The organism is Blautia sp. AF34-10 (genome assembly GCF_003477865.1).
In the GTDB taxonomy this organism is placed as follows: Bacteria; Bacillota; Clostridia; order Lachnospirales; family Lachnospiraceae; genus Fusicatenibacter; species Fusicatenibacter saccharivorans.
This window is the reverse complement of record NZ_QUED01000018.1, coordinates 13,929-35,080: the sequence shown is the minus strand read 5'-3', so window position 1 is coordinate 35,080 and position 21,152 is coordinate 13,929. Positions and strand designations below refer to the sequence as shown.

Annotated in this window: 15 protein-coding genes, 1 tRNA gene and 1 pseudogene; 15 read left to right on the top strand and 2 right to left on the bottom strand. The window is 48.5% G+C overall.

Going from position 1 to position 21,152, the window contains the following annotated elements:
* The first annotated feature begins 85 nt into the window (after window positions 1–85).
* Window positions 86–2,221 carry an anaerobic ribonucleoside-triphosphate reductase gene (gene nrdD, locus DWZ60_RS11585; protein WP_119221655.1) on the top strand — a complete coding sequence of 712 codons (2,136 nt, stop codon included), beginning with the start codon at window positions 86–88 and terminating at the stop codon, window positions 2,219–2,221.
* A 97-nt stretch (window positions 2,222–2,318) separates the two neighbouring features.
* Here the strand turns inward: nrdD and DWZ60_RS11580 are convergent, their stop codons facing one another.
* On the bottom strand, window positions 2,319–3,686 hold the full coding sequence (locus DWZ60_RS11580) for an MATE family efflux transporter (protein ID WP_117510099.1): 1,368 nt from the start codon (window positions 3,684–3,686) through the stop codon (window positions 2,319–2,321).
* Between the two features lie 185 nt (window positions 3,687–3,871).
* On the opposite strand from DWZ60_RS11580, the gene DWZ60_RS17315 reads away from it, so the two are divergent.
* Complete coding sequence (locus tag DWZ60_RS17315) at window positions 3,872–4,021, top strand: hypothetical protein (protein ID WP_158555013.1); 150 nt, start codon at window positions 3,872–3,874, stop codon at window positions 4,019–4,021.
* A gap of 210 nt (window positions 4,022–4,231) precedes the next feature.
* A tRNA-Lys gene (locus DWZ60_RS11575) sits at window positions 4,232–4,304 on the top strand.
* A 211-nt stretch (window positions 4,305–4,515) separates the two neighbouring features.
* On the opposite strand, the gene trmB is transcribed toward DWZ60_RS11575, so the two are convergent.
* Window positions 4,516–5,166, bottom strand: a complete 651-nt coding sequence (gene trmB, locus DWZ60_RS11570) for a tRNA (guanosine(46)-N7)-methyltransferase TrmB (RefSeq protein ID WP_117801545.1) — start codon at window positions 5,164–5,166, stop codon at window positions 4,516–4,518.
* Between the two features lie 414 nt (window positions 5,167–5,580).
* On the opposite strand from trmB, the gene DWZ60_RS11565 reads away from it, so the two are divergent.
* From DWZ60_RS11565 to DWZ60_RS11510, 12 genes and pseudogenes are all read left to right on the top strand, one after another.
* Window positions 5,581–5,892 (top strand): hypothetical protein, encoded by a 312-nt coding sequence (locus DWZ60_RS11565; protein WP_022461691.1) that lies wholly within the window; start codon window positions 5,581–5,583, stop codon window positions 5,890–5,892.
* A 4-nt stretch (window positions 5,893–5,896) separates the two neighbouring features.
* Window positions 5,897–6,937 carry a V0D/AC39 family V-type ATPase subunit gene (locus DWZ60_RS11560; protein ID WP_022461690.1) on the top strand — a complete coding sequence of 347 codons (1,041 nt, stop codon included), beginning with the start codon at window positions 5,897–5,899 and terminating at the stop codon, window positions 6,935–6,937.
* Between the two features lie 11 nt (window positions 6,938–6,948).
* The gene (locus DWZ60_RS11555; protein WP_373142148.1) at window positions 6,949–8,895 is read left to right on the top strand and encodes a V-type ATP synthase subunit I; all 1,947 of its coding nucleotides are present in this window, start codon (window positions 6,949–6,951) and stop codon (window positions 8,893–8,895) included.
* A 127-nt stretch (window positions 8,896–9,022) separates the two neighbouring features.
* The gene (locus DWZ60_RS11550) at window positions 9,023–9,457 is read left to right on the top strand and encodes an ATP synthase subunit C (RefSeq protein WP_022461688.1); all 435 of its coding nucleotides are present in this window, start codon (window positions 9,023–9,025) and stop codon (window positions 9,455–9,457) included.
* Between the two features lie 50 nt (window positions 9,458–9,507).
* Window positions 9,508–9,816, top strand: coding sequence for a V-type ATP synthase subunit F (locus tag DWZ60_RS11545; RefSeq protein WP_055220228.1), 309 nt, complete (start codon window positions 9,508–9,510; stop codon window positions 9,814–9,816).
* Between the two features lie 22 nt (window positions 9,817–9,838).
* Window positions 9,839–10,426 (top strand): V-type ATP synthase subunit E, encoded by a 588-nt coding sequence (locus DWZ60_RS11540; RefSeq protein WP_158555012.1) that lies wholly within the window; start codon window positions 9,839–9,841, stop codon window positions 10,424–10,426.
* Window positions 10,419–12,184, top strand: a pseudogene (locus DWZ60_RS11535) (V-type ATP synthase subunit A). Before DWZ60_RS11540 ends, DWZ60_RS11535 begins: the two are co-directional and overlap by 8 nt.
* 14 nt (window positions 12,185–12,198) lie before the next feature.
* Window positions 12,199–13,623 carry a V-type ATP synthase subunit B gene (locus DWZ60_RS11530; protein ID WP_022461684.1) on the top strand — a complete coding sequence of 475 codons (1,425 nt, stop codon included), beginning with the start codon at window positions 12,199–12,201 and terminating at the stop codon, window positions 13,621–13,623.
* A 20-nt stretch (window positions 13,624–13,643) separates the two neighbouring features.
* On the top strand, window positions 13,644–14,267 hold the full coding sequence (locus tag DWZ60_RS11525) for a V-type ATP synthase subunit D (protein ID WP_022461683.1): 624 nt from the start codon (window positions 13,644–13,646) through the stop codon (window positions 14,265–14,267).
* Window positions 14,268–14,498: 231 nt separating this feature from the next.
* Window positions 14,499–16,271, top strand: a complete 1,773-nt coding sequence (locus DWZ60_RS11520; RefSeq protein WP_119221654.1) for a sulfatase-like hydrolase/transferase — start codon at window positions 14,499–14,501, stop codon at window positions 16,269–16,271.
* Between the two features lie 221 nt (window positions 16,272–16,492).
* The gene (locus DWZ60_RS11515) at window positions 16,493–18,178 is read left to right on the top strand and encodes a formate--tetrahydrofolate ligase (RefSeq protein WP_022461681.1); all 1,686 of its coding nucleotides are present in this window, start codon (window positions 16,493–16,495) and stop codon (window positions 18,176–18,178) included.
* 187 nt (window positions 18,179–18,365) lie between these two features.
* Window positions 18,366–21,110 carry a hypothetical protein gene (locus DWZ60_RS11510; RefSeq protein ID WP_119221653.1) on the top strand — a complete coding sequence of 915 codons (2,745 nt, stop codon included), beginning with the start codon at window positions 18,366–18,368 and terminating at the stop codon, window positions 21,108–21,110.
* The last annotated feature ends 42 nt before the right edge of the window (window positions 21,111–21,152 follow it).

Genomic DNA, 21,152 nt, shown 5'->3' with positions numbered 1-21,152 from the left:
GAAACATGCTACAATATGTGGTGCCCGCTACAAGAAAAGGGTGGGGGACACACAAGATATAGTGTTTGATTTGGAGGACACCACAATGGTTTATATTATCAAAAAGGACGGCACCAAAGAAGAATTCGACGCGCAGAAGATCGTCCGTGCCGTAAATAAATCCGCACAGAGAATCCTGTATACCTTCTCACAGCAGGAGATTGACTTTATCTGTAAGTTCGCAACCGAGCACGTATATTCCCTTGGAAAGACCGAAATTCCGATCAGCGATATGCACAATATCGTGGAGGGAGCACTCGAAAAAGTAAACCCGGCTGTGGCAAAAAGCTACCGCGATTACCGCAATTACAAAACTGATTTTATCCATATGATGGACGAGGTCTACACGAAGAGCCAGTCCATCCGCTACATCGGCGACAAGAGCAATGCCAACACCGACAGCGCCCTCGTTGCAACGAAGCGAAGCCTGATTTTCAACGAGCTGAACAAAGAGCTGTACCGCAAGTTCTTCATGAACCGCAACGAGCTGCAGGCCTGTAAGGACGGTTACATCTACATCCACGACCAGTCCGCACGTCTCGATACCATGAACTGCTGTCTGTTCGATGTCGGAAACGTTTTAAAAGGCGGTTTCGAGATGGGAAATGTCTGGTACAACGAGCCGAAGACACTCGACACCGCATTTGATGTCATGGGCGATATCGTCCTCAGCACCGCTGCACAGCAGTACGGCGGCTTTACCGTGCCGGAGGTGGACAAGATCCTTGCTCCGTACGCACAGAAGAGCTACGATTACTACGTAAAAGAGTTCCTGAAATATACCGACGCATCCTGGGAGGGTGCACAGGAGAAAGCCATCGAGTATGCGATCGACAAAGTAAGAAGAGAGTGCGATCAGGGATGGCAGGGAATTGAGTATAAACTGAACACTGTTGGATCTTCCCGCGGTGATTATCCGTTCGTTACCGTGACCCTCGGCCTTGGAACGAGCATGTTCGAGAAGATGATTTCCATCTCCCTTCTCGAGGTCCACAAAAACGGACAGGGCAAGAAAGGCCACAAAAAGCCGGTGCTCTTCCCGAAAATCGTCTTCTTATATGACAAGGCAATTCACGGAGAGGGCGGCATCGCAGAAGATGTCTTTGAGGCAGGACTTGACTGTTCCTCTAAAACCATGTATCCGGACTGGCTGTCGATGAGCGGCGAGGGCTACATCGCCGAGATGTACAAGAAATACAAGAGAGTCATCAGCCCGATGGGATGCCGTGCTTTCCTTAGCCCGTGGTACGAGCGCGGAGGCATGGAGCCGGCAGATGAGAACGACAAACCGATCTTTGTCGGACGTTTCAACATCGGAGCCGTTTCCCTTCATCTTCCGATGATCCTGGCAAAATCCCGTTCCGAGAACCGCGATTTCCACGAAGTGCTCGACTTCTACCTCGAGATGATCCGCGATCTGCACAAACGGACCTACGATTACCTCGGCGAGATGCGTGCATCCACGAACCCGCTGGCTTACTGCGAGGGAGGTTTCTACGGCGGCCACTTAAAACCGTCCGACAAGATCCGCCCGCTGTTAAAGCCGATGACCGCATCGTTCGGTATCACGGCGCTGAACGAGCTGCAGGAGCTGTACAACGGAAAATCTCTTGTTGAGGACGGACAGTTCGCACTCGACACGCTGAAATATATCAACGACAAGGTTGCCGAGTTTAAGAAAGAGGACGGCATCCTCTATGCGATCTACGGCACACCGGCAGAATCCCTGTGCGGCCTGCAGATAGAGCAGTTCCGCAAACAGTACGGCATCGTCCGCAACGTTTCGGACCGCCCGTATGTGAGCAACAGTTTCCACTGCCACGTAACCGAGGACATTACCCCGATCCAGAAACAGGATCTCGAGGGACGTTTCTGGGAGCTCTGCAACGGCGGAAAAATCCAGTACGTGCGCTATCCGGTCGGCTACAACAAAGGCGCGATCAAGACACTGATCGAGCGTGCGATGGAGCTTGGCTACTACGAGGGCGTCAACCTGTCCCTGGCTTACTGCGATGACTGCGGCCACCAGGAACTCGACATGGATGTCTGCCCGGTCTGCGGTTCCAAGAACCTGACAAAGATCGACCGTATGAACGGCTATCTTTCCTACAGCCGTGTCCATGGCGACACACGTCTGAATGAAGCAAAGATGGCGGAAATTGCAGAGAGAAAATCGATGTAAAATCATTGCGATATTTGTAATACGATAAAAGAACGAAATCCCCTGCGGGAAATCCATTCGGTTTGGATTTTCCGCAGGGGATTTTATAGTTCGGCAATTATTCTTCGATATCGCGGGTGATGTTGCGTACCCAGACGTATTTTTTATAATGAAGATAAACCGCAGGCAGTTTCACGATCTCATCGAGGTTTACGATACAGTAGACAACCATGACCGGCAGCTTCAGCCAGAACGCGGCGAGGAAGCCAAGCGGTACGGAAAAGCACCACATCGCGCCGATATTTCCCTGCATATCGAATTTTGCATCGCCGCCGGCACAGAAGATGCCGTCGAGAACGGTGGTGTTGACCGACTGTGCCATCAAGTTCAGACCGCAGAAGAGAAGCATGTACTGCAGATATTCTGCCGCGGTATCGGTAAGCGGAGCGAAGTGGACGATTGCAGGAGAGATCAACATCAGAAGACCGCCGGTCACAACGCCGATGGCAATTGCAAGATGCGTCAGGCGGCCGCCGTATTCGCGTGCTTTCTCGAGTTCATCTGCACCGAGCAGGTTTCCGATCAGAACACCGGCACCGCCGCTCACACCGCGGATCAGGCAGGAGAGGAGGCTCTTTGCAATCGAGGTAATCGAGTTTGCTGCAACAGCATCGCTTCCCATGTGGCCCATGATAACGGAGTACAGAACGTAGGCAATTCCCCAGACGAGGGAGGCCGCAAGCACGGGAAGCGTGTAGCGCCAGAAGTCTTCTGAAAGTATTTTCCCTGCGGAAGAGAAGAGGCGGTTCCAGAGAATCCGTACACGCTCCGGTTTCTTTGTCTCGAGATAAGCCCAGATCAGTTCCACAACGCGGGCAGCTACCGTTGCATAAGCTGCTCCGCGGATCCCAAGTGCCGGAGCACCGCAAAGACCGTAGATGAGGATGGCATTTAAAATGATGTTCAGTACAACCGCAGTGGAACTGATGCGGGAGCTGACTGCTGCATGACCGGTGTTTTTCAGCAGGATCAGATAGACCTGCGAAATACCGCAGAGTACGTAGGAGAGTGCAACAGCGCGTAAATACTGGCTTCCGCTTGCAACCAGGGCCGCATCATTTGTAAAGATGCGCATCAGCATTTCGGGACAGAAACCGGCAAGGATGGTAAACAGGCCGGAGAACAGCAGGTTGGTGCGAAGTGCGATCGGAATCACTTTTTCGATCGAAGCGGCATCCTGTTTCCCCCAGTACTGCGCTGCCATAATACCGGCGCCCGCCGCGATGCCTGAGATAAAAAGGCTCAAAACAAACTGCACCTGTCCGGCCAGCGAAACCGCCGACAGCGAGGTCTGGTCAATCCATCCCAGCATGATTGCGTCCGTCGCGCTGACGAGAGCCAGCATAAAGTTCTGAATCGCAATCGGGAGGACGAGGAGCTTTAATTTCTGGTAAAACTCATCCTTGAAATTCATTCGTGTTTTCATAAAATTCCCCCAAAATAGTAAGTGATATTAGATGGTATTCTGCTGTATTATAACGGAAAGAAAATGGGAAAACAATGGCTAAAACAAGCTATTTTCTGGTCAATGTTGACATTCCCTGTATAATATAGAAGAAAAAGAACTTTTCCGGTGCCCGTGTCCGGTACGCCGGAAAGCGGAGAAGAAGTTTGATCAGAAAATCATGTTTCCTTCAGCAGAAACTCCAGGATTTCTGCTATCAGAATAAATATGCCGGCAGCGGCTGTCTTTATAAAATCCAGAAATCCATGCAGGAGCTGGAGAAGCTTTTGAAAAAGAAAGATAAGAAACGGAAGTAGGTTCGGCTGCCATTGGAGCCGTCATCGAAACAAACGGAAATATACGAAAAAATTGTGAAATTTAATAGAATTATAAGACCTGTTTTCGCTGTTTTTAACAAAAGTAAAGAAACAGTGAAAAAAAGGTTGCTTTTTTCGGCAGAATCCTTTATAATCTTATTTGTGTTCAGCGAGTGGATCATCCAATGAAACACAGAAAAACAAAAGTAAGCGCCTTTAGCTCAGTTGGTAGAGCAGTAGACTCTTAATCTATTTGTCCAGGGTTCGAGTCCCTGAAGGCGCATCGAAAGCACTGTTTTTGCAGACCTGAGAGCTGCGGGGACGGTGTTTTTCTTGTTTTACAAGCAAAATACCAAAAGTCTGTGTATCAACTTTTTTACATTGCGATAGAAACAGAGAAAAACCGGCAGCGGAGCGGTCTTACTTTTCAAGAGACCGTTCTGCTGCCGGTTTGTATTTTGGATGGGAATCAAATCATTTGCGAAAGCATTCCGCTACAGAAACCGTGCCTCCATCTTACAGATCGGGTTTCCAATTGAGGAAAACTTCTCCTCATATTCCGTCATTACATTTCCTTCTGAGAGAACCACATCGTGGTGCAGATCGTATGTGAATGCAGTGAGTTCCCATCCCTCTGCATTTTTCATCTCTTCAAGAGAGAAGTCAAACAGATCTTTATTATCGGTTTTGAATTCCAGTGTTCCGTCCTTCTTTAAAATCTTCTCGTACCGTGCAAGAAACTCATGCGACGTCAGTCTCCGCTTCGCATGGCGGTCCTTCGGCCACGGATCGGAGAAGTTAAGGTAAATGCGGTCCACTTCGCCTTCTGCGAATACTTCCGGAAGCTGGCGCGCATCCATGCGGATAAAGAACAGGTTTTTGATTTCCGTCTCCAGTTTTTCCCGTTTCTGTACTGCGCGGAGCAGTACGCTGTCGTACATTTCAATGCCGACGTAGTTGATTTCCGGATGCAGAACCGCCATATCCATCAAAAAGCGGCCCTTTCCCATACCGACCTCAATATGAATCGGATTTTCATTTCCAAAAATTTCAGCCCACCGTCCCCGGCAGCTCTCCGGCTCCTGCACAACGAACGGACAGGAAGCAATCACATCTTTTGATCCTCTGATATTTCTAAGGCGCATATGCGTAAAATTCCTTTCTTAAGTGATAAATATTAGAATAAAAGCCAATCATATCCAGTATATCATAGCTCCCGAAAAAGCAAAACAGAAAAATCCCGTTTTCAAATTTTCGAAGTTTTCAAAATACTATATACAATATCAACCTGCACATAGCATTTCTTATCAGCAATATGACAATCGGATTGGAACCATATCGAAATCATATGAGGGACCATCTTTTGGCTATTGAGATTGGAAGAAAAAATATGACCCATTGTCTATTTTTAATCAAAAAGTCGATCGAAATCCCACTTTTTTTTACGATTTCAATATGTCAACTTTGGAAAAAAAGGTGTAGAATACTAACAGCAAAGATGCGGGGAGTTTTCCTCGTCTTTGTTGTCTTTTAAATAAATAAGGAGGGAAAGCGATGCTATGGAATCTGTAATTAACAAACTTGCAGAGATCGAAACGGCTGCTACCAAGATTATGCAGGCTGCCGAGAATCAGAAGAAGCTCCAGGATGAGCAGCAGGAAGAGCGGATTGCAAAATTCGATGCAGATCTGGAAGCGGAAACGGCAAAGCGGATTGAAGAGATCACAACAAAACTTCATTCTACTACAGATGCGGATCAGAAAAAGCAGCGGGACTCTGCCGCCGAACTTCTATCTTCACTGGACGCTTATTACGAACAGAATCACGGAACACTGTCCACGCAGATTTACGAAAACATTATAAGGAAGTGAAACGATGAGCGGTCTATTATCCTACAGCGGCCTTACCACAAAGATAAGAGCCATGCAGAGCCATCTTTTAAACGACCAGAATTTTCGGGAAATCGTGGAACTGGAGAGTGTACCGCAGGCAGTTTCTTACCTCAAGCAGCATAAAGGCTATGAGGATCTGTTTGAGGGCTACAACGAAGCTGACCTTCACCGAGGTCAGATCGAGAAAATGCTGCGCCTGACGGTATACCGGGATTTTTCCAAGCTGTACCGTTTTGCAAATGTGGAGCAGAGAAAGTTCCTTGCGCTCTACTTTAAACGATACGAAGTGTCCGTTATCAAAGAATGCCTGAACACGGTGTTTGATCACCGTGATGTGGTATTGAACCTGTCCATATTCGACGAGTTCTTTAACAAGCATTCCCAGCTGGACATCAATCTTCTGGCGTCCTCCAGGACGATCGAAGAACTGATTGCGAACCTGAAAGGGACAGAATATTATGCCCCGTTGTCGCAGCTCGCGGATATCGAGCGTCCGACCCTGTTCGACTATGAGATGACCCTGGATCTGTATTACTTTGCACAGATGTGGAAAGACAGATCAAAAGTAGTGACAAAGCGGGATCTGGAAGAGCTGACCGCTGCATGGGGAAGCAAGTTTGACATGCTGAACCTTCAGTGGATCTACCGTTCCAAACGCTATTATCACATGACCAGCGCACAAATCTACGCCCTGCTGATTCCGGTTCATCACCGGCTGAAAAAGGATGTGGTAAAGGCACTGGTAGAAGCCGAGAATATGAGTGCATTTTCCCAGCTGCTGGAACAAACCTATTATGCGAAACGGTATGATTCCTTCAAGGTCGATACGCTGGAATCCATGTATGCAGCCATTATGAAGCACATACTTTCCAGTGAATCCAGACAGGATCCTTATTCCGTTGCCACAATATACTCATACCTCTATCACAAAGAGCACGAGGTAAACCGGCTTATTATTGCACTCGAGTGCGTACGTTACCGTATCAGCGCTGACGAGGCAATGCAGCATATCGCAAAAACTTAATACACGGGGAGGTGTACTCATTGATTGTCAAGATGAAATTTTTGAGCATCACCGGGCCGAAAGCCGACATTGACCGTGTGGTCAACACTTATCTCTCAAAATATGAGATACATCTGGAAAACGCTCTGACGGAGCTGTCTACGATGCAGAATATCACACCGTATATCCAGATCAACCCATACAAAGAGACCTTAAAACAGGCGGAAGATTTTACAGCACTTCTGCCGGAAGAGAAGCGTACCACCACGAAAAGACTTTCCCTGGAAGATGCCATCAACTGTGTCCATGGTTTGGATCACACCCTTGGCCAGTTGAACCAGGAGCGTACAGAACTGGAAGCAAAAAAGAAAGACTTGATGGAAAAAGCACAGAAAATCGAGCCGTTCCAGGATCTGCACTGCAATCTTTCCTCCATTCTGGATTTCCACTTTATTAAATTCAGATTCGGAAAGATCACAAAAGAGTATTACAACAAATTTGAGAGCTACTGCTATGAGAACAGCGATACGGTATTCTACCGCTGCCATTCCGATGAGCAGTATGTATGGGGCATTTACTTCTGCCCAAGAGATCAGGTCACGAAAGTGGACGCCGTATTCTCATCCCTGCACTTCGAAAGAATCTACGTTCCGGACGAGTACAGCGGAACGCCGGAGGATGCTTACGCAGCACTTCAGGCAGAAATCAAAAAGACAGACGATGCACTCAGCGAGTGCTCACGGAAACTGGCAAAATGCCTTTCGGATTCCGCAGAGGATCTGGTTGCAGCAAAAGAGCAGTTAGAGCAGCTCTCCGGCAACTTTGATGTCCGTCGCCTGGCAGCCTGCACAAAATCCAAGAAGGAAACTTTCTATATTCTGTGCGGCTGGATGTCGGAAAAAGATGCCGCTTCCTTCCAGAAGGACATCGAAAACGACACAAATCTCTTCTGCTTTATCGAGGATGATGCAAACAACGTTCTGCGTCAGCCGCCGACAAAGCTGAAAAACCCGAAAATCTTCCGTCCGTTTGAGATGTATGTGAAGATGTACGGACTGCCAAATTACAATGAAATTGACCCTACGATTATCGTAGGACTCACCTATGCCTTTATTTTCGGAATCATGTTTGCCGATGTAGGACAGGGATTGTGTCTGCTGATTGGCGGCGCACTGCTGTACCACTACAAGAAGATGGATCTTGCAGCGATCATGAGTACCTGCGCGGTATTCTCTGTGATCTTCGGATTCTTGTTCGGCAGCTTCTTCGGATTTGAGAATGTCATACCGGCCCTCTGGCTGCATCCGAAGGAAGCGATGACAACGCTTCCGTTCATCGGTTCGATGAACACCGTATTTGTCGCAGCGGTTGCATTTGGTATGTTCATGATTCTGACAGGAATGGTTCTGCATATGATCAATGCAGCAAGAAACCATAAGCTCGGCGAGCTTCTGTTCAGCCAGAACTCCCTAGCAGGCTTCATTTTCTACGGAGCCCTTGCCGTTACACTCGTTCTCCTGTTCAGCGGCCATAAAGCTCCGGCTGTCGGCGTGATGGTAGTCATGTTCGGTATTCCGCTTCTTGCGATCTTCTTAAAAGAGCCACTGGAGCGTATGGTAGAGAAGAAGGGCAATGCATTTCCGGAGACCGGAAAGGGAATGTTCTTTGTACAGGCATTCTTCGAACTCTTCGATGTGCTTTTGAGCTACTTCTCCAACACAATTTCCTTTGTCCGTGTCGGCGCATATGCAGTCAGCCATGCGGCTATGATGGAGGTTGTCCTGATGCTCGGCGGAGCAACAGGCGGCGGCAGCATCAGCTGGCCGGTTATTGTTCTCGGAAATGTCTTCGTTGCCTGCCTTGAGGCACTGCTGGTAGCGATCCAGGTACTGCGTCTGGAGTATTACGAGATGTTCAGCCGGTTCTATGAAGGAGACGGAAAACCATTTGTTCCGTTTTTGAAAAAAGGCGAGAAATAAAAGAGGATTCAGAGCCATGCGAAATGGAAGTGAATATGGCGGGAAGCTGTATCGGGAAAAAGTGAAAATGGCTCCGGATCGCAGCAAAGAGTAAATTTAATGAATTAACTTCAGGAGGAAAACTATTATGAACTCAGCATTTGTACAGGTACTTACTGCAATCGCAATGGTATTAACCATCGTTGTTCCTATGACTTATTACTTCAAAGGTGAGCACAACAAAAATCGTTACAAAAAATCTCTGGCAGCCAATGTAAGCGGCTTCTTCGGCCTTCTGCTGATCGCAACCGTTGTTTCCTTCGCAGGCGCAACAACTGCATCTGCTGCAACAGAAGCAGGCGCTGGTCTTGCAACCGGTCTTGGTTACATCGGTGCAGCTCTTGTTACAGGTCTTTCCGGTATTGGTTCCGGTATCGCCGTTGCATCTTCCGCAAGCGCAGCTCTTGGAGCAATCAGCGAAGACGGCAGCATCTTTGGTAAATCCATGATCTTCGTAGCTATGGCCGAAGGTATCGCTCTGTATGGTCTGATCATCTCCTTCATGATTCTTGGTAAACTTTGATTCCAAAACCGGAAGGTATTGATCTTCACCTTAAGTTGGAGGAATCATAAATGAAAATGTTCTTGATCAGTGATAACGTAGACACTCAGACGGGCATGCGCCTGGCCGGAGTGGAAGGCGTTGTCGTTCATGAGCGCGAGGAGCTTTATGATACACTGCAGAAAACACTGGCAGACAAAGAGATCGGAATTATTCTCCTTACAGAAAAGTTCGGGAAGGAATTCCCGGACATTCTGGAGGATGTCCGCCTCAACCATAAGCTTCCGCTGCTCATCGAGATTCCGGACCGCCACGGTACTGGAAGAGCGCCGGACTTTATCACTTCCTTTGTAAACGAATCTATTGGATTAAAACTGTAAGAATGCCCTGGAGGTGACACAATTGACTACTGAGGAGAAACTTCAGAATTTTTATAATCATTCCCTGGACAGTGCAAACCGTGAAGCAGAACGTGTGATCGGCGATCACCAGAAAGCTCTGGATAAGATCTTCGAGGAGCATAAAGCAACTGCAAGACGTCAGGCAGAAGAAGAAATTGCTGCCGAGACCGAGAAAGCAAAACGTGATGTCAATAAGACACTGTCAGCGGATCAGCTTCATATCAGACGGAAGCTGTCCCGTAAAAATCTGGAATTAAAAGAAAAACTGTTTAAAGAAGTTCGTGAAAAACTTACCGCTTATAAAAAGGATCCATCCTATGAGGAGTATCTGGAGCGCAAAATCCGCGAAGCCGTTACTTTTGCCGGAAATGACAAACTGACCTTATATCTGGATCCGTCAGACGAAGCTCATAAGGCTTCCCTGGAGCAGAAACTCTCCGTAACCCTTACCATTTCGGCCATGCCGTTCCTTGGCGGCGTGCGCGCGGTCATTCCGGAGAAAAATATTCTGATCGATAATTCCTTCGAGACCCTTCTGAACGAAGAGCGGGAGAATTTCATCTTTCACGGAGGTGTAGAGCATGAATAAAACCGGAGTTATCTATGGAATCAACGGTCCGGTCGTATATCTGAAAGGAAACACCGGATTTAAAATGTCCGAGATGGTTTACGTTGGTAAAGAACGTCTGGTCGGCGAGGTTATTGCCCTGACAAAGGATACCACTACAGTACAGGTTTTCGAGGAAACCACAGGACTGAAACCAGGCGAAACAGTTACCGCATCCGGAGATGCCCTCTCTGTTACACTGGGACCTGGAATCCTGAACAACATTTTTGACGGTATTGAGCGTCCGCTGTCCGAGATTGCAAAGCAGTCCGGTAAATATATCAGCCGCGGTCTTACCGTAGATTCTCTGGATACAGAGAAAAAATGGGATGTCCATGTAACTGTTTCAGAAGGCGAAGAGCTGATGGGCGGCGCAATCATTGCAGAGACACAGGAGACCCGTTCCATCGTACACAAATCGATGGTTCCGCCGGATGTCAACGGCACGGTTATCTGGCTGCCAAAGACGGAAAGTACACCATCCTTGACCCGATTGTAAAACTGAAACTGGAAGACGGCACCGAAAAAGAGATCACACTGGCACAGAAATGGCCGATCCGTGTACCGCGTCCAACCCTGAAAAGATATCCGGCATCCGTTCCGCTGATCACAGGACAGCGTATCCTGGATACGATGTTCCCGATCGCAAAAGGCGGCACAGCAGCCATCCCTGGCGGATTCGGTACCGGAAAAACCATGACCCAGCACCAGATCGCAAAATGGTCTGATGCCGATATCATCATCTATATCGGATGTGGAGAGCGTGGAAACGAGATGACACAGGTTCTGGAGGAGTTCCAGGAACTGATCGACCCGAAGAGCGGCAACCCGCTGATGGACCGTACCACCCTGATCGCCAACACATCCAACATGCCTGTTGCAGCCCGTGAGGCATCTCTGTATTCCGGACTGACACTGGCTGAGTATTACCGCGATATGGGCTATGATGTAGCAATCATGGCAGACTCCACATCCCGTTGGGCAGAGGCACTCCGTGAGCTGTCCGGCCGTCTGGAGGAAATGCCTGCCGAGGAAGGTTTCCCGGCATATCTGGCATCCCGTCTGTCCGCTTTCTATGAGCGTGCCGGCATGATGCAGACCCTTTGCGGAGCAGAGGGAAGCGTATCCATCATCGGAGCCGTATCTCCGCAGGGTGGTGACTTCTCCGAGCCTGTTACCATGAACACCAAACGTTTCGTCCGCTGCTTCTGGGGACTGGACAAATCTCTGGCTTACGCCCGTCATTTCCCGGCGATCCACTGGCTGACCAGCTACAGTGAATACCTGCAGGATCTGTCGCCGTGGTACAAAGATCACGTAAACAAAAACTTTGTAGATATGCGGAACCAGTTAATGGGAATCCTGAACTCCGAGAGCTCCCTGATGGAAATTGTAAAACTGATCGGTAGCGATGTTCTTCCGGATGACCAGAAGCTGACCCTGGAAATCGCCAGAGTTATTCGACTGGGCTTCCTGCAGCAGAACGCATTCCATCCGGATGACACCTGCGTATCCTTGGAAAAACAGTACAAGATGATGGAAGTTATTCTTTATCTGTACAAGAAATCCAAAGCGCTCGTGACGATGGGCATGCCAATGTCCGTACTGAAAGAGGACAAGATCTTCGACCGCGTCGTTTCTATTAAATACGATGTACCGAATGACCGTCTGGATCTGTTTGACACATACAAAAAAGATATCGACACCTTCTACGATAAGGTACTCGAGAAGAATGGTTAAGGAGGGAATTCATCATGGCAATTGAATATTTAGGCCTTAGTGAGGTCAATGGCCCTCTGGTTGTTCTGGAAGGTGTAAAAAATGCTTCCTACGAGGAAATCGTAGAATTTACCGTAGACGGCAATGAGAAAAAACTGGGACGTATCGTTGCTGTATACGAAGACAAAGCCGTTATTCAGGTATTTGAGGGAACTTCGAGCATGTCTCTTACCAATACCCATACCCGTCTGACCGGACATCCGATGGAGATCGGACTTTCCGAAGAAATCCTTGGACGTACCTTCGACGGTATCGGAAAACCGATCGACCGCATGGGACCAATTGACGCAGAGGTAAGAAGAAACGTCAACGGCCTGCCGCTGAACCCGGTTACCCGTAAATACCCAAGAAACTATATCCATACCGGTATTTCTGCAATCGACGGTCTGACTACCCTGATTCGTGGCCAGAAGCTGCCGATCTTCTCCGGAAACGGACTTCCGCACGACCAGCTGGCCGCACAGATTGTACAGCAGGCATCCCTGGGAGATTCCGATGAGAAGTTCGCAATCGTATTTGCCGCTATGGGTGTTAAATACGATGTAGCAGAGTTTTTCCGCCGGACCTTCGAGGAAAGCGGTGTATCGGATCACGTTGTTATGTTCCTGAACCTGGCAAACGACCCGGTTGTAGAGCGTCTGATCACTCCGAAGGTAGCGCTGACAGCTGCCGAGTACCTTGCATTCGAGAAAGGAATGCATATCCTGGTTATCCTGACCGATATCACTTCCTTCTGCGAGGCTATGCGTGAGGTTTCCTCCTCCCGTGGAGAGATTCCTTCCCGTAAAGGTTATCCTGGATACCTGTACAGTGAGCTGGCTACGCTGTATGAGCGCGCCGGTATTGTACAGGGTGTAGAGGGTTCTGTAACGCAGATCCCGATCCTGACCATGCCGAACGATGATATCACGCACCCGATCCCTGACCTGACCGGTTACATCACCGAGGGTCAGATCGTACTGGACCGCCAGCTTCACGGCCAGTCTATTTACCCGCCAATCAGCGTGCTGCCGAGCCTGTCCCGTCTGATGAAGGACGGTATCGGTGAGGGCTACACAAGAGCCGATCATCAGGACGTAGCGAACCAGCTGTTCTCCTGCTATGCAAAGGTAGGAGATGCGCGTTCCCTGGCATCCGTTATCGGTGAGGATGAGCTTTCTCCGATCGATAAACAGTACCTGGTATTCGGTAATGAATTCGAGCATGAATTCATCGGCCAGGGAATGGATGAGAACCGTTCCATGGAAGATACGTTGAATAAGGCATGGGAGCTTCTTGGACTGCTTCCGAGAGAAGAGCTCGACCGTGTCAACACCAAGGTTCTGGATCAGTATTATCATCCGACCACCATTGATGCAGTAGCAAAAGCAAAGGCAGAAGCCGATGCCATGAATGAGTAAGCGAGAGGAGTGAGATCGGAATGGACCCGAATACCTTTCCTACCAAGGGAAACCTGATTCTTGCAAAGAACTCTCTGAAACTTGCCCACATGGGTTACGAGCTGATGGACAAGAAGCGGAATATTCTGATCCGCGAGCTCATGGGCCTGATCGATGAGGCAAAAGACATTCAGCGTCAGATCGATGTGACGTTCCGCGAGGCTTATGCGGCACTGCAGATTGCGAACATGGAGATCGGTATCACCAACGTACAGACCGTGTCCTATACCGTTCCGGTGGAGGAATCTATCCGGATCAAGACAAGGAGTATCATGGGCGTGGAAATTCCGCTGGTAGAGGCTGATCCGTCCGGACAGGCCCCGACTTATGCTTACTACAGCACGAAGGAGTCCCTGGATCAGGCAAGACAGGCCTTTGAAAAAGTAAAAGACCTGACCTTAAACCTTTCCATGATAGAGAACTCGGCGTACCGCCTTGCTGCGGCAATCAAGAAAACACAGAAGCGTGCCAACGCGCTGAAGAACATCACGATTCCGCATTACACCCAGCTGTCCAAGGATATCGCGGACGCACTGGAGGAGAAGGAGCGCGAGGAGTTCACACGACTGAAGGTCATCAAACAGAGAAAGAACAAGGCAAGCTGATAAGGCTTTCCCGGAATAGAGATGAAAAACCCGCTTGGGCCGCGAAGAGATTTGCGGTGCCGGGCGGGTTTTTATGTGTCATGCAAAAAATATGTTTTTGGCTGCACTTTTTGTGCAAAAATTTTATAAAAATTTTCTATCTTTTTAAAACGGTCTTTGCTATAATACGTAAGGCGATTGTAAAGAAAAGTTAAGATTTTGTAAGCTGTAATGCTTTTTGGAGGTAGGAAGATGAAACACAAGAAACAGAAAAAAACGAAAAAAGCAGGGCGCATTCTGCTGGCTGTGTTTGCAGTGTTGATCGGAACGCTTGGCGTGCTGCTGTTTACGTCCGAGCGCTGGATGCGGAAAACATGGCCGAATCTGAGCATGGAAGAGCTTGTTTACCAGTTAAAGGCCCCGATTGCCGGAACCAGCCATGATCTTCTGATGAGTTATGTCTGCTCAAGTGCGCTGATCGCAGCGGCAGCACTCATCCTTCTGATTCTGGTCAGCATTTTTCTTCGGGAAAAACGCAAAGCCCATGTGGCGTTCGGGATGATCTGTATCGCGGCAGGAGCCGCCAGCATCGTCTATTCCATCAATGACGTGTGGGCAGCACTGGACGTAAAAGATTATCTGAAAAATCAGAGCACGTACAATACCGTGGTAGAAGACAACTACGTAGATCCGGACCGCGTGAATATCACGTTCCCGGAACAGAAACGAAATCTGATCTATCTCTATCTGGAATCCATGGAGAGCACCTACGCAGACAAAGCTTCCGGCGGAGCATTCGATAAAAACTATATCCCGGAGCTGACCCAGCTTGCCGCAGACAACATCAGTTTTTCCAATTCGGAGCTGCTCGGCGGCGGCCAGCCTACCGTAAACGCAACCTGGACCATTGCCGGAATTTTCGCACAGACCTCCGGTCTGCCTCTCAGCATCGGAATCCAGCGAAATGAGATGGCATATCAGGCCAGCTTCTTCCCGGAAATCAATACCCTGGGTGATGTCCTGGCGGATGAAGGCTACAAGCAGTATTTCTTCATCGGTTCAATCGGACAGTTCGGCGGCCGGGAAGAGTACTTTAAAGAGCACGGCGACTACGAAGTAGACGATTACAACTGGGCTATGGAAAAAGGCCTGATCCCGGAAGGATATTACGAATGGTGGGGCTATGAGGATGAAAAACTCTTTTCCTTTGCCAAAGACCGTCTGACCGAAATCGCAGCAGAGGGAGAGCCGTTCAACTTCACCATGCTGACCGCAGACACCCATTTTGAGGATGGCTATCCGTGTGAGCTCTGCGATGAAGAAAACGACGGTGACAACCAGTACGGAATGGTTCTGCACTGCTCCAGCAAGCAAGTCACCGAGTTCGTTTCCTGGATTCAGCAGCAGGATTTCTACGAGAACACAACGATCGTAATTTCTGGCGACCATCTGACGATGGATTCCGATTTCTGTGAGAACATTGATCCGGACTACACCAGAACCGTATACAACGTGATCATCAACTCTCCGATCCAGCCGCAGCAGGAGAAAAACAGAAGTTTCACCACCATGGACATGTTCCCGACCACCATCGCAAGTCTCGGAGCTACCATTGAGGGTGACCGCCTCGGTCTTGGAACGAACCTGTTTTCAGGTGAACAGACGCTTGCAGAGAAGCTGACTTTCGACCAGCTCAATGATGATCTCTCCCAGAAATCCAAATTCTTCGAAAAAATGGAAGAGCAGGTAACCTCCATTTGGACCAAAACCGATGAGGGCTGGAAGTTCTATATCGAAGACGAAGACCGATGGGCCAAAAGCGAATGGGTTTCCCTGAACCCGCACCGCTATGCAAACGACACCGAGCAGAGATATTACATTGACGCAAACGGCTACGCCGTAAAAGGATGGAAACTGATCGACGGAAAATGGTATTACTTCTCCACACAGGGCAGCTACCGCCTCCTCGAGGACCGTGCGACGAACCGTTTGAGGTGGATGAGTCGCAGTATTCTTAAAAAATAAAAAAGAGAAGGATTTTCGGCAGCAAAAAGCCGGGAATCCTTCTTTTTTTAATGCAGAATTGTGCCGCTCCGCCTTTTGGCGGAATTTTCTGCATTTTTTGGTACAAAACGTATAAAGATTGTGAAATAAATAATTATCAATTGAATCATCTTACAAAACATGGTAAAATATGGCTATCAATCGGCGGACAAAGCGGAAAAAAGAAAGGGGATTTTAAAACAATGGGTTACAAATCAGACATTGAAATTGCACAGGAATGTACCATGCAGCCGATCACAGCGATCGCAGAAAAAGCAGGTATTGATGACAAATATCTGGAGCAGTACGGAAAGTACAAAGCAAAAATTGATTACAACCTGTTAAAAGACACCAATGCGGAGGATGGAAAACTGATCCTCGTTACAGCCATCAACCCGACACCGGCAGGAGAAGGAAAAACAACAACTTCTGTAGGTCTGGTAGACGGACTTTCCAGAATCGGTAAAAAAGCAATGGTTGCACTTCGCGAGCCATCTCTTGGACCGGTCTTCGGTGTAAAAGGCGGAGCAGCAGGCGGCGGATACGCACAGGTTGTTCCAATGGAAGATATCAACCTTCACTTCACCGGTGACTTCCATGCAATCGGTGCAGCAAACAACCTGCTGGCAGCTATGATCGACAACCACATTTTCCAGGGAAACGCTCTGAATATCGATCCGAGAAAGATCACCTGGAAACGATGCGTAGATATGAATGACCGTCAGCTTCGAAGCGTTGTAGACGGCCTTGGCGGAAGAACAAACGGAATGCCGAGAGAAGACGGCTATGACATCACCGTAGCATCTGAGGTTATGGCAGTTCTGTGTCTGGCAAGCGACATCACAGATCTGAAAGAAAGACTTTCCAAGATCATCATCGGATATACCTACGGAAAAGTATCCGAGCAGAAACCGGTAACCGCAGGTGACCTGCACGCAGAAGGCGCTATGGCAGCACTCTTAAAAGATGCCCTGAAACCAAACCTGGTACAGACTCTGGAAGGAACTCCGGCTATCGTTCACGGCGGACCATTCGCAAACATCGCACACGGCTGCAACTCTGTAACAGCAACCAAAATGTGCCTGAAATTAGCAGATTACACTATCACAGAGGCAGGCTTCGGTGCTGACCTTGGTGCTGAGAAATTCCTCGACATCAAATGCCGTATGGCAGGCCTGAAACCGAATGCAGTTGTAGTCGTAGCAACTGTTCGTGCCCTGAAATACAACGGCGGCGTTCCGAAAGCAGAACTGAACGGCGAGAACCTGGAAGCTCTGGAGAAAGGTATGCCGAACCTTCTGAAACACGTAAGCAACATCACAAACGTATACAAACTGCCATGTGTCGTTGCCATCAACGCATTCCCGACCGATACCGAAGCAGAGCTGAAGCTGGTTGAGGAGAAATGCAAAGAGCTCGGTGTCAACGTTGTTCTGTCCGAGGTATGGGCAAAAGGCGGCGAGGGCGGCGTAGCCCTGGCAGAAGAAGTTGTCCGTCTTTGCGAGCAGCCGAACGATTTCACCTATGCATACGATCTGGAAGGCTCCATCGAAGAGAAACTGAACGCCATCGTTCAGAAGATCTACGGCGGAAGCAGAGTTGTCCTGACCGCAAATGCACAGAAACAGGCAAAACAGTTAGAGGCTCTCGGATTTGGCAACTGCCCGATCTGTATGGCAAAAACCCAGTACAGCCTGACCGATGATCAGACCAAACTCGGCGCACCGACCGGATTCGAAGTTACCGTACGTAACCTGAAAATCTCCGCAGGTGCAGGCTTCATCGTAGCCCTGACCGGTGACATCATGACCATGCCAGGTCTGCCGAAAGTTCCGGCAGCAGAGCGTATCGATGTAGACGCTACTGGAAAGATTACAGGATTGTTCTAATAACACAGGATATTGTCTTGAAAAGACAGAATAAAGCGTGAAATAAAACACAGAAAAAAAGAGACATTCCTTCGTGAATGTCTCTTTTTTTACGTTTTTATTGCAAAATATTACAAAAGATAATATAATTTCTAATGATAACATGGAGAGAAAAGCAGATATAATATAGTAAGGGAGTTACTTGCCAATGACATCGAAGAAAAAATTGAGAAGTCTTCTGGGCGGTACACTTTTTATGGTGCTGATGCTCAGCGTACATCCGACGACTGTTTCCGCGAGTGCTGTGGGGAGCAGCACGGTGATGGACCAGTCTGTGGAGACAGAGGATCAGCAGAGCGGGATACAGAGTGAAACGCAGACACAGGCTTCACAGGACAGCGGTGCTGCTGTGCGGGCCAGTCAGAATGGCTGGGTTAAGGCAGGCGACGGCGGCTGGTATTTTTATGAGAACGGACAGCTGAAAACAGGATGGCTTTACCGGAATGGAAACTGGTACTGGCTGGATCCGGACCGGAACGGCCGCATGGCAGAAAACAGCTGGTTCACATACGATAATAATTTTTATTATGCCAAGGGAGACGGAGCAATCTATAAAAATGGTTTTCAGGAAGTAGATGGAAACCTTTATTATTTCCAGAGCTGGGGCGGCATTCAGAGAAATGTGTATCTCAGCATCAGTGGAAAAATGTACTATGTACAGGAAAATGGTATCGTTGCCCGTGGAATAGTCAGAACAATGAATGGACATGGTGATCTCTGCGCATTTGATGATACTACGGGAGCGCAGATCACACAAAAAGGCTGGCTGAAAAAAGGCACATCATATTATTGGGTAAGAGAAGACGGCGTCCTGCAGACCGGCTGGCTGCTGTACGATGATAACTGGTACTGGTTTGATGATAATGGTGTCATGATGGCATCCGGCTGGAAAGAAATCAACAACAATCTGTATTACTTCCAGAGCTGGGGCGGCATTTATAAAAACGGTTTCCAGAGCATCGGAGGAAACGAGTATTATTTCCGGAGCTGGGGTGGTGTATATCGAAACACCTTCTTTACCGTAAAAGGAAAAACCTACATAGCGCAGAATGACGGATCGATCTATCATGCCAGCCAGACCGGCTGGGTTCAGCTGGGAGATCAGACTTACTGGATCAATCAGGATGGTTCTGTTCAGACCGGCTGGCTGAAGCTGGAAGGCAAATGGTACTGGCTGAAAGCGGACGGCACACGTGCTGCATCTGAATGGATCACGTATGACAACAACCGATACTATTTCGACGGTGACGGTGTGATGTACACCGGAATGAAAGAGGTTGACGGAACAAGATATTATTTCCACAGCTGGGGCGGCGTTTACCATAACGAATCTTTTACCTGGCAGGGAAAGAAATACTGGGCAAAGGATGACGGAACCTTCTATACAGGTGTCTGCGATATCAATGGAAAGAAATACTATTTTCTGGAAGACGGCGAGCAGATTACAAAAGAGGGCTGGTATCTGACCAACGGAACGTATTACTGGATCAACAAGGATACGTCGCTTCAGACCGGCTGGGTGAAATATGACAACAACTGGTACTGGATGAAAGAAGACGGTACGATGGCATCGTCTGAATGGATCACCTACGACAAAAACCGCTACTATTTCCGAAGCTGGGGCGGCATGTACACCGGAATTCATACCATCGGCGGAACAAAATACGCATTCCAGAGCTGGGGCGGTCTGTACCATGATCAGACATTTACCATCGGCGGTAAAACATACTATGCCAATTCAGATGGAACATTTGCCACCGGCTGGGTGCAGAACGGCGGAAAAACGTATTATTTCGATGAGGACGGCACAAGCCATACGGGCTGGCTGCTTCTGGACGGAACGCATTACTGGATCAACGCCAATGGAACCAGAAGAGATGACGAGCTGTTTCAGTACGACGGAAACTATTATTATGTAGACAAAAACGGCGTTATGGCGACAAGCGGCTGGGTATACTGGGATTATAACTATTATTATCCGAGAAGCTGGGGCGGCATGTACAAGAATGCGTTTATTACCTATGATAATAACCTCTATTACCTTGGATCTGACTCGAAAATGGCAATCGGCTGGCAGTCGATTGGCGGAAATACGTACTATTTCCGAAACTGGGGCGGCATGATAACCGGAAAACAGGTGATCGACGGAAAAACGTATGTGTTCGATGAGGACGGCAAGCTGGTACAGAGTCCGGACGGATTTGAACCGTCCGCGCAGATCGGTGTCCGCACCGTACGGAACTTTCTGAAAAATGCACTGCTTCCGCTTGGAAACACCCTGTATATCTGGGGAGGCGGCCACACAGACGCAGAGGCAGAGAGTTACGGCGTCAATGCGCAGTGGAAACAATTCTTCAATACACAGAATTCCACCTACAACTATTCCGATCATCTGTATGAGTACGGAAAAGGTCTTGACTGTTCCGGCTATGTCGGATGGACCGCACATCAGGTGACGAAAGAGTATGCAACGACAACCTCCACTGGAATGCCGGCCTACTTTGCAAGAAAAGGCTGGGGAACCTGCGTGACAGGCGATACGTCCCAGAAATTTACGCCGGGTGATGTGGTCAGCAAGAGCGGTCATGTCTGGATTGTCATTGGCCAGTGCTCGGACGGCAGCGTGGTTGTCATTCATTCGACACCGCCGTATATTCAGCTTGGCGGAACCGTTTCTTCAACAGGAAGCATTAACAGTGAAGCTATTGAGCTGGCAAATGAATACATGAAAATGTATTATCCGGTTGCGTATGAGCGGTATGGTGTAAAAGTTCTTGACCGGTCCTATCTGACCGGTGTGAATCATTTCACCTGGAGCAGCAGTATCTTAAGTGACAGTGAAGGCTACCGCAGGAAGAAACCGGCAGAAATCCTGAACGATCTGTTCCAGTAAAATATCTTCTATAAAAAATAAGAGAGAATACAAAAAAACTTT

What these genes read in the sequence shown, in the direction of transcription:
- nrdD (WP_119221655.1), top strand. Translation starts at nt 86, where the DNA reads ATGGTTTATATTATCAAAAAGGACGGCACCAAAGAAGAATTCGACGCG.
- DWZ60_RS11545 (WP_055220228.1), top strand. Translation starts at nt 9,508, where the DNA reads ATGAAAATGTTCTTGATCAGTGATAACGTAGACACTCAGACGGGCATG.
- DWZ60_RS11510 (WP_119221653.1), top strand. Translation starts at nt 18,366, where the DNA reads ATGACATCGAAGAAAAAATTGAGAAGTCTTCTGGGCGGTACACTTTTT.
- DWZ60_RS11560 (WP_022461690.1), top strand. Translation starts at nt 5,897, where the DNA reads ATGAGCGGTCTATTATCCTACAGCGGCCTTACCACAAAGATAAGAGCC.
- DWZ60_RS11580 (WP_117510099.1), bottom strand. Translation starts at nt 3,686, where the DNA reads ATGAAAACACGAATGAATTTCAAGGATGAGTTTTACCAGAAATTAAAG.
- DWZ60_RS11525 (WP_022461683.1), top strand. Translation starts at nt 13,644, where the DNA reads ATGGACCCGAATACCTTTCCTACCAAGGGAAACCTGATTCTTGCAAAG.
- DWZ60_RS11515 (WP_022461681.1), top strand. Translation starts at nt 16,493, where the DNA reads ATGGGTTACAAATCAGACATTGAAATTGCACAGGAATGTACCATGCAG.
- DWZ60_RS11520 (WP_119221654.1), top strand. Translation starts at nt 14,499, where the DNA reads ATGAAACACAAGAAACAGAAAAAAACGAAAAAAGCAGGGCGCATTCTG.
- DWZ60_RS11530 (WP_022461684.1), top strand. Translation starts at nt 12,199, where the DNA reads ATGGCAATTGAATATTTAGGCCTTAGTGAGGTCAATGGCCCTCTGGTT.
- DWZ60_RS11565 (WP_022461691.1), top strand. Translation starts at nt 5,581, where the DNA reads ATGGAATCTGTAATTAACAAACTTGCAGAGATCGAAACGGCTGCTACC.
- trmB (WP_117801545.1), bottom strand. Translation starts at nt 5,166, where the DNA reads ATGCGCCTTAGAAATATCAGAGGATCAAAAGATGTGATTGCTTCCTGT.
- DWZ60_RS11550 (WP_022461688.1), top strand. Translation starts at nt 9,023, where the DNA reads ATGAACTCAGCATTTGTACAGGTACTTACTGCAATCGCAATGGTATTA.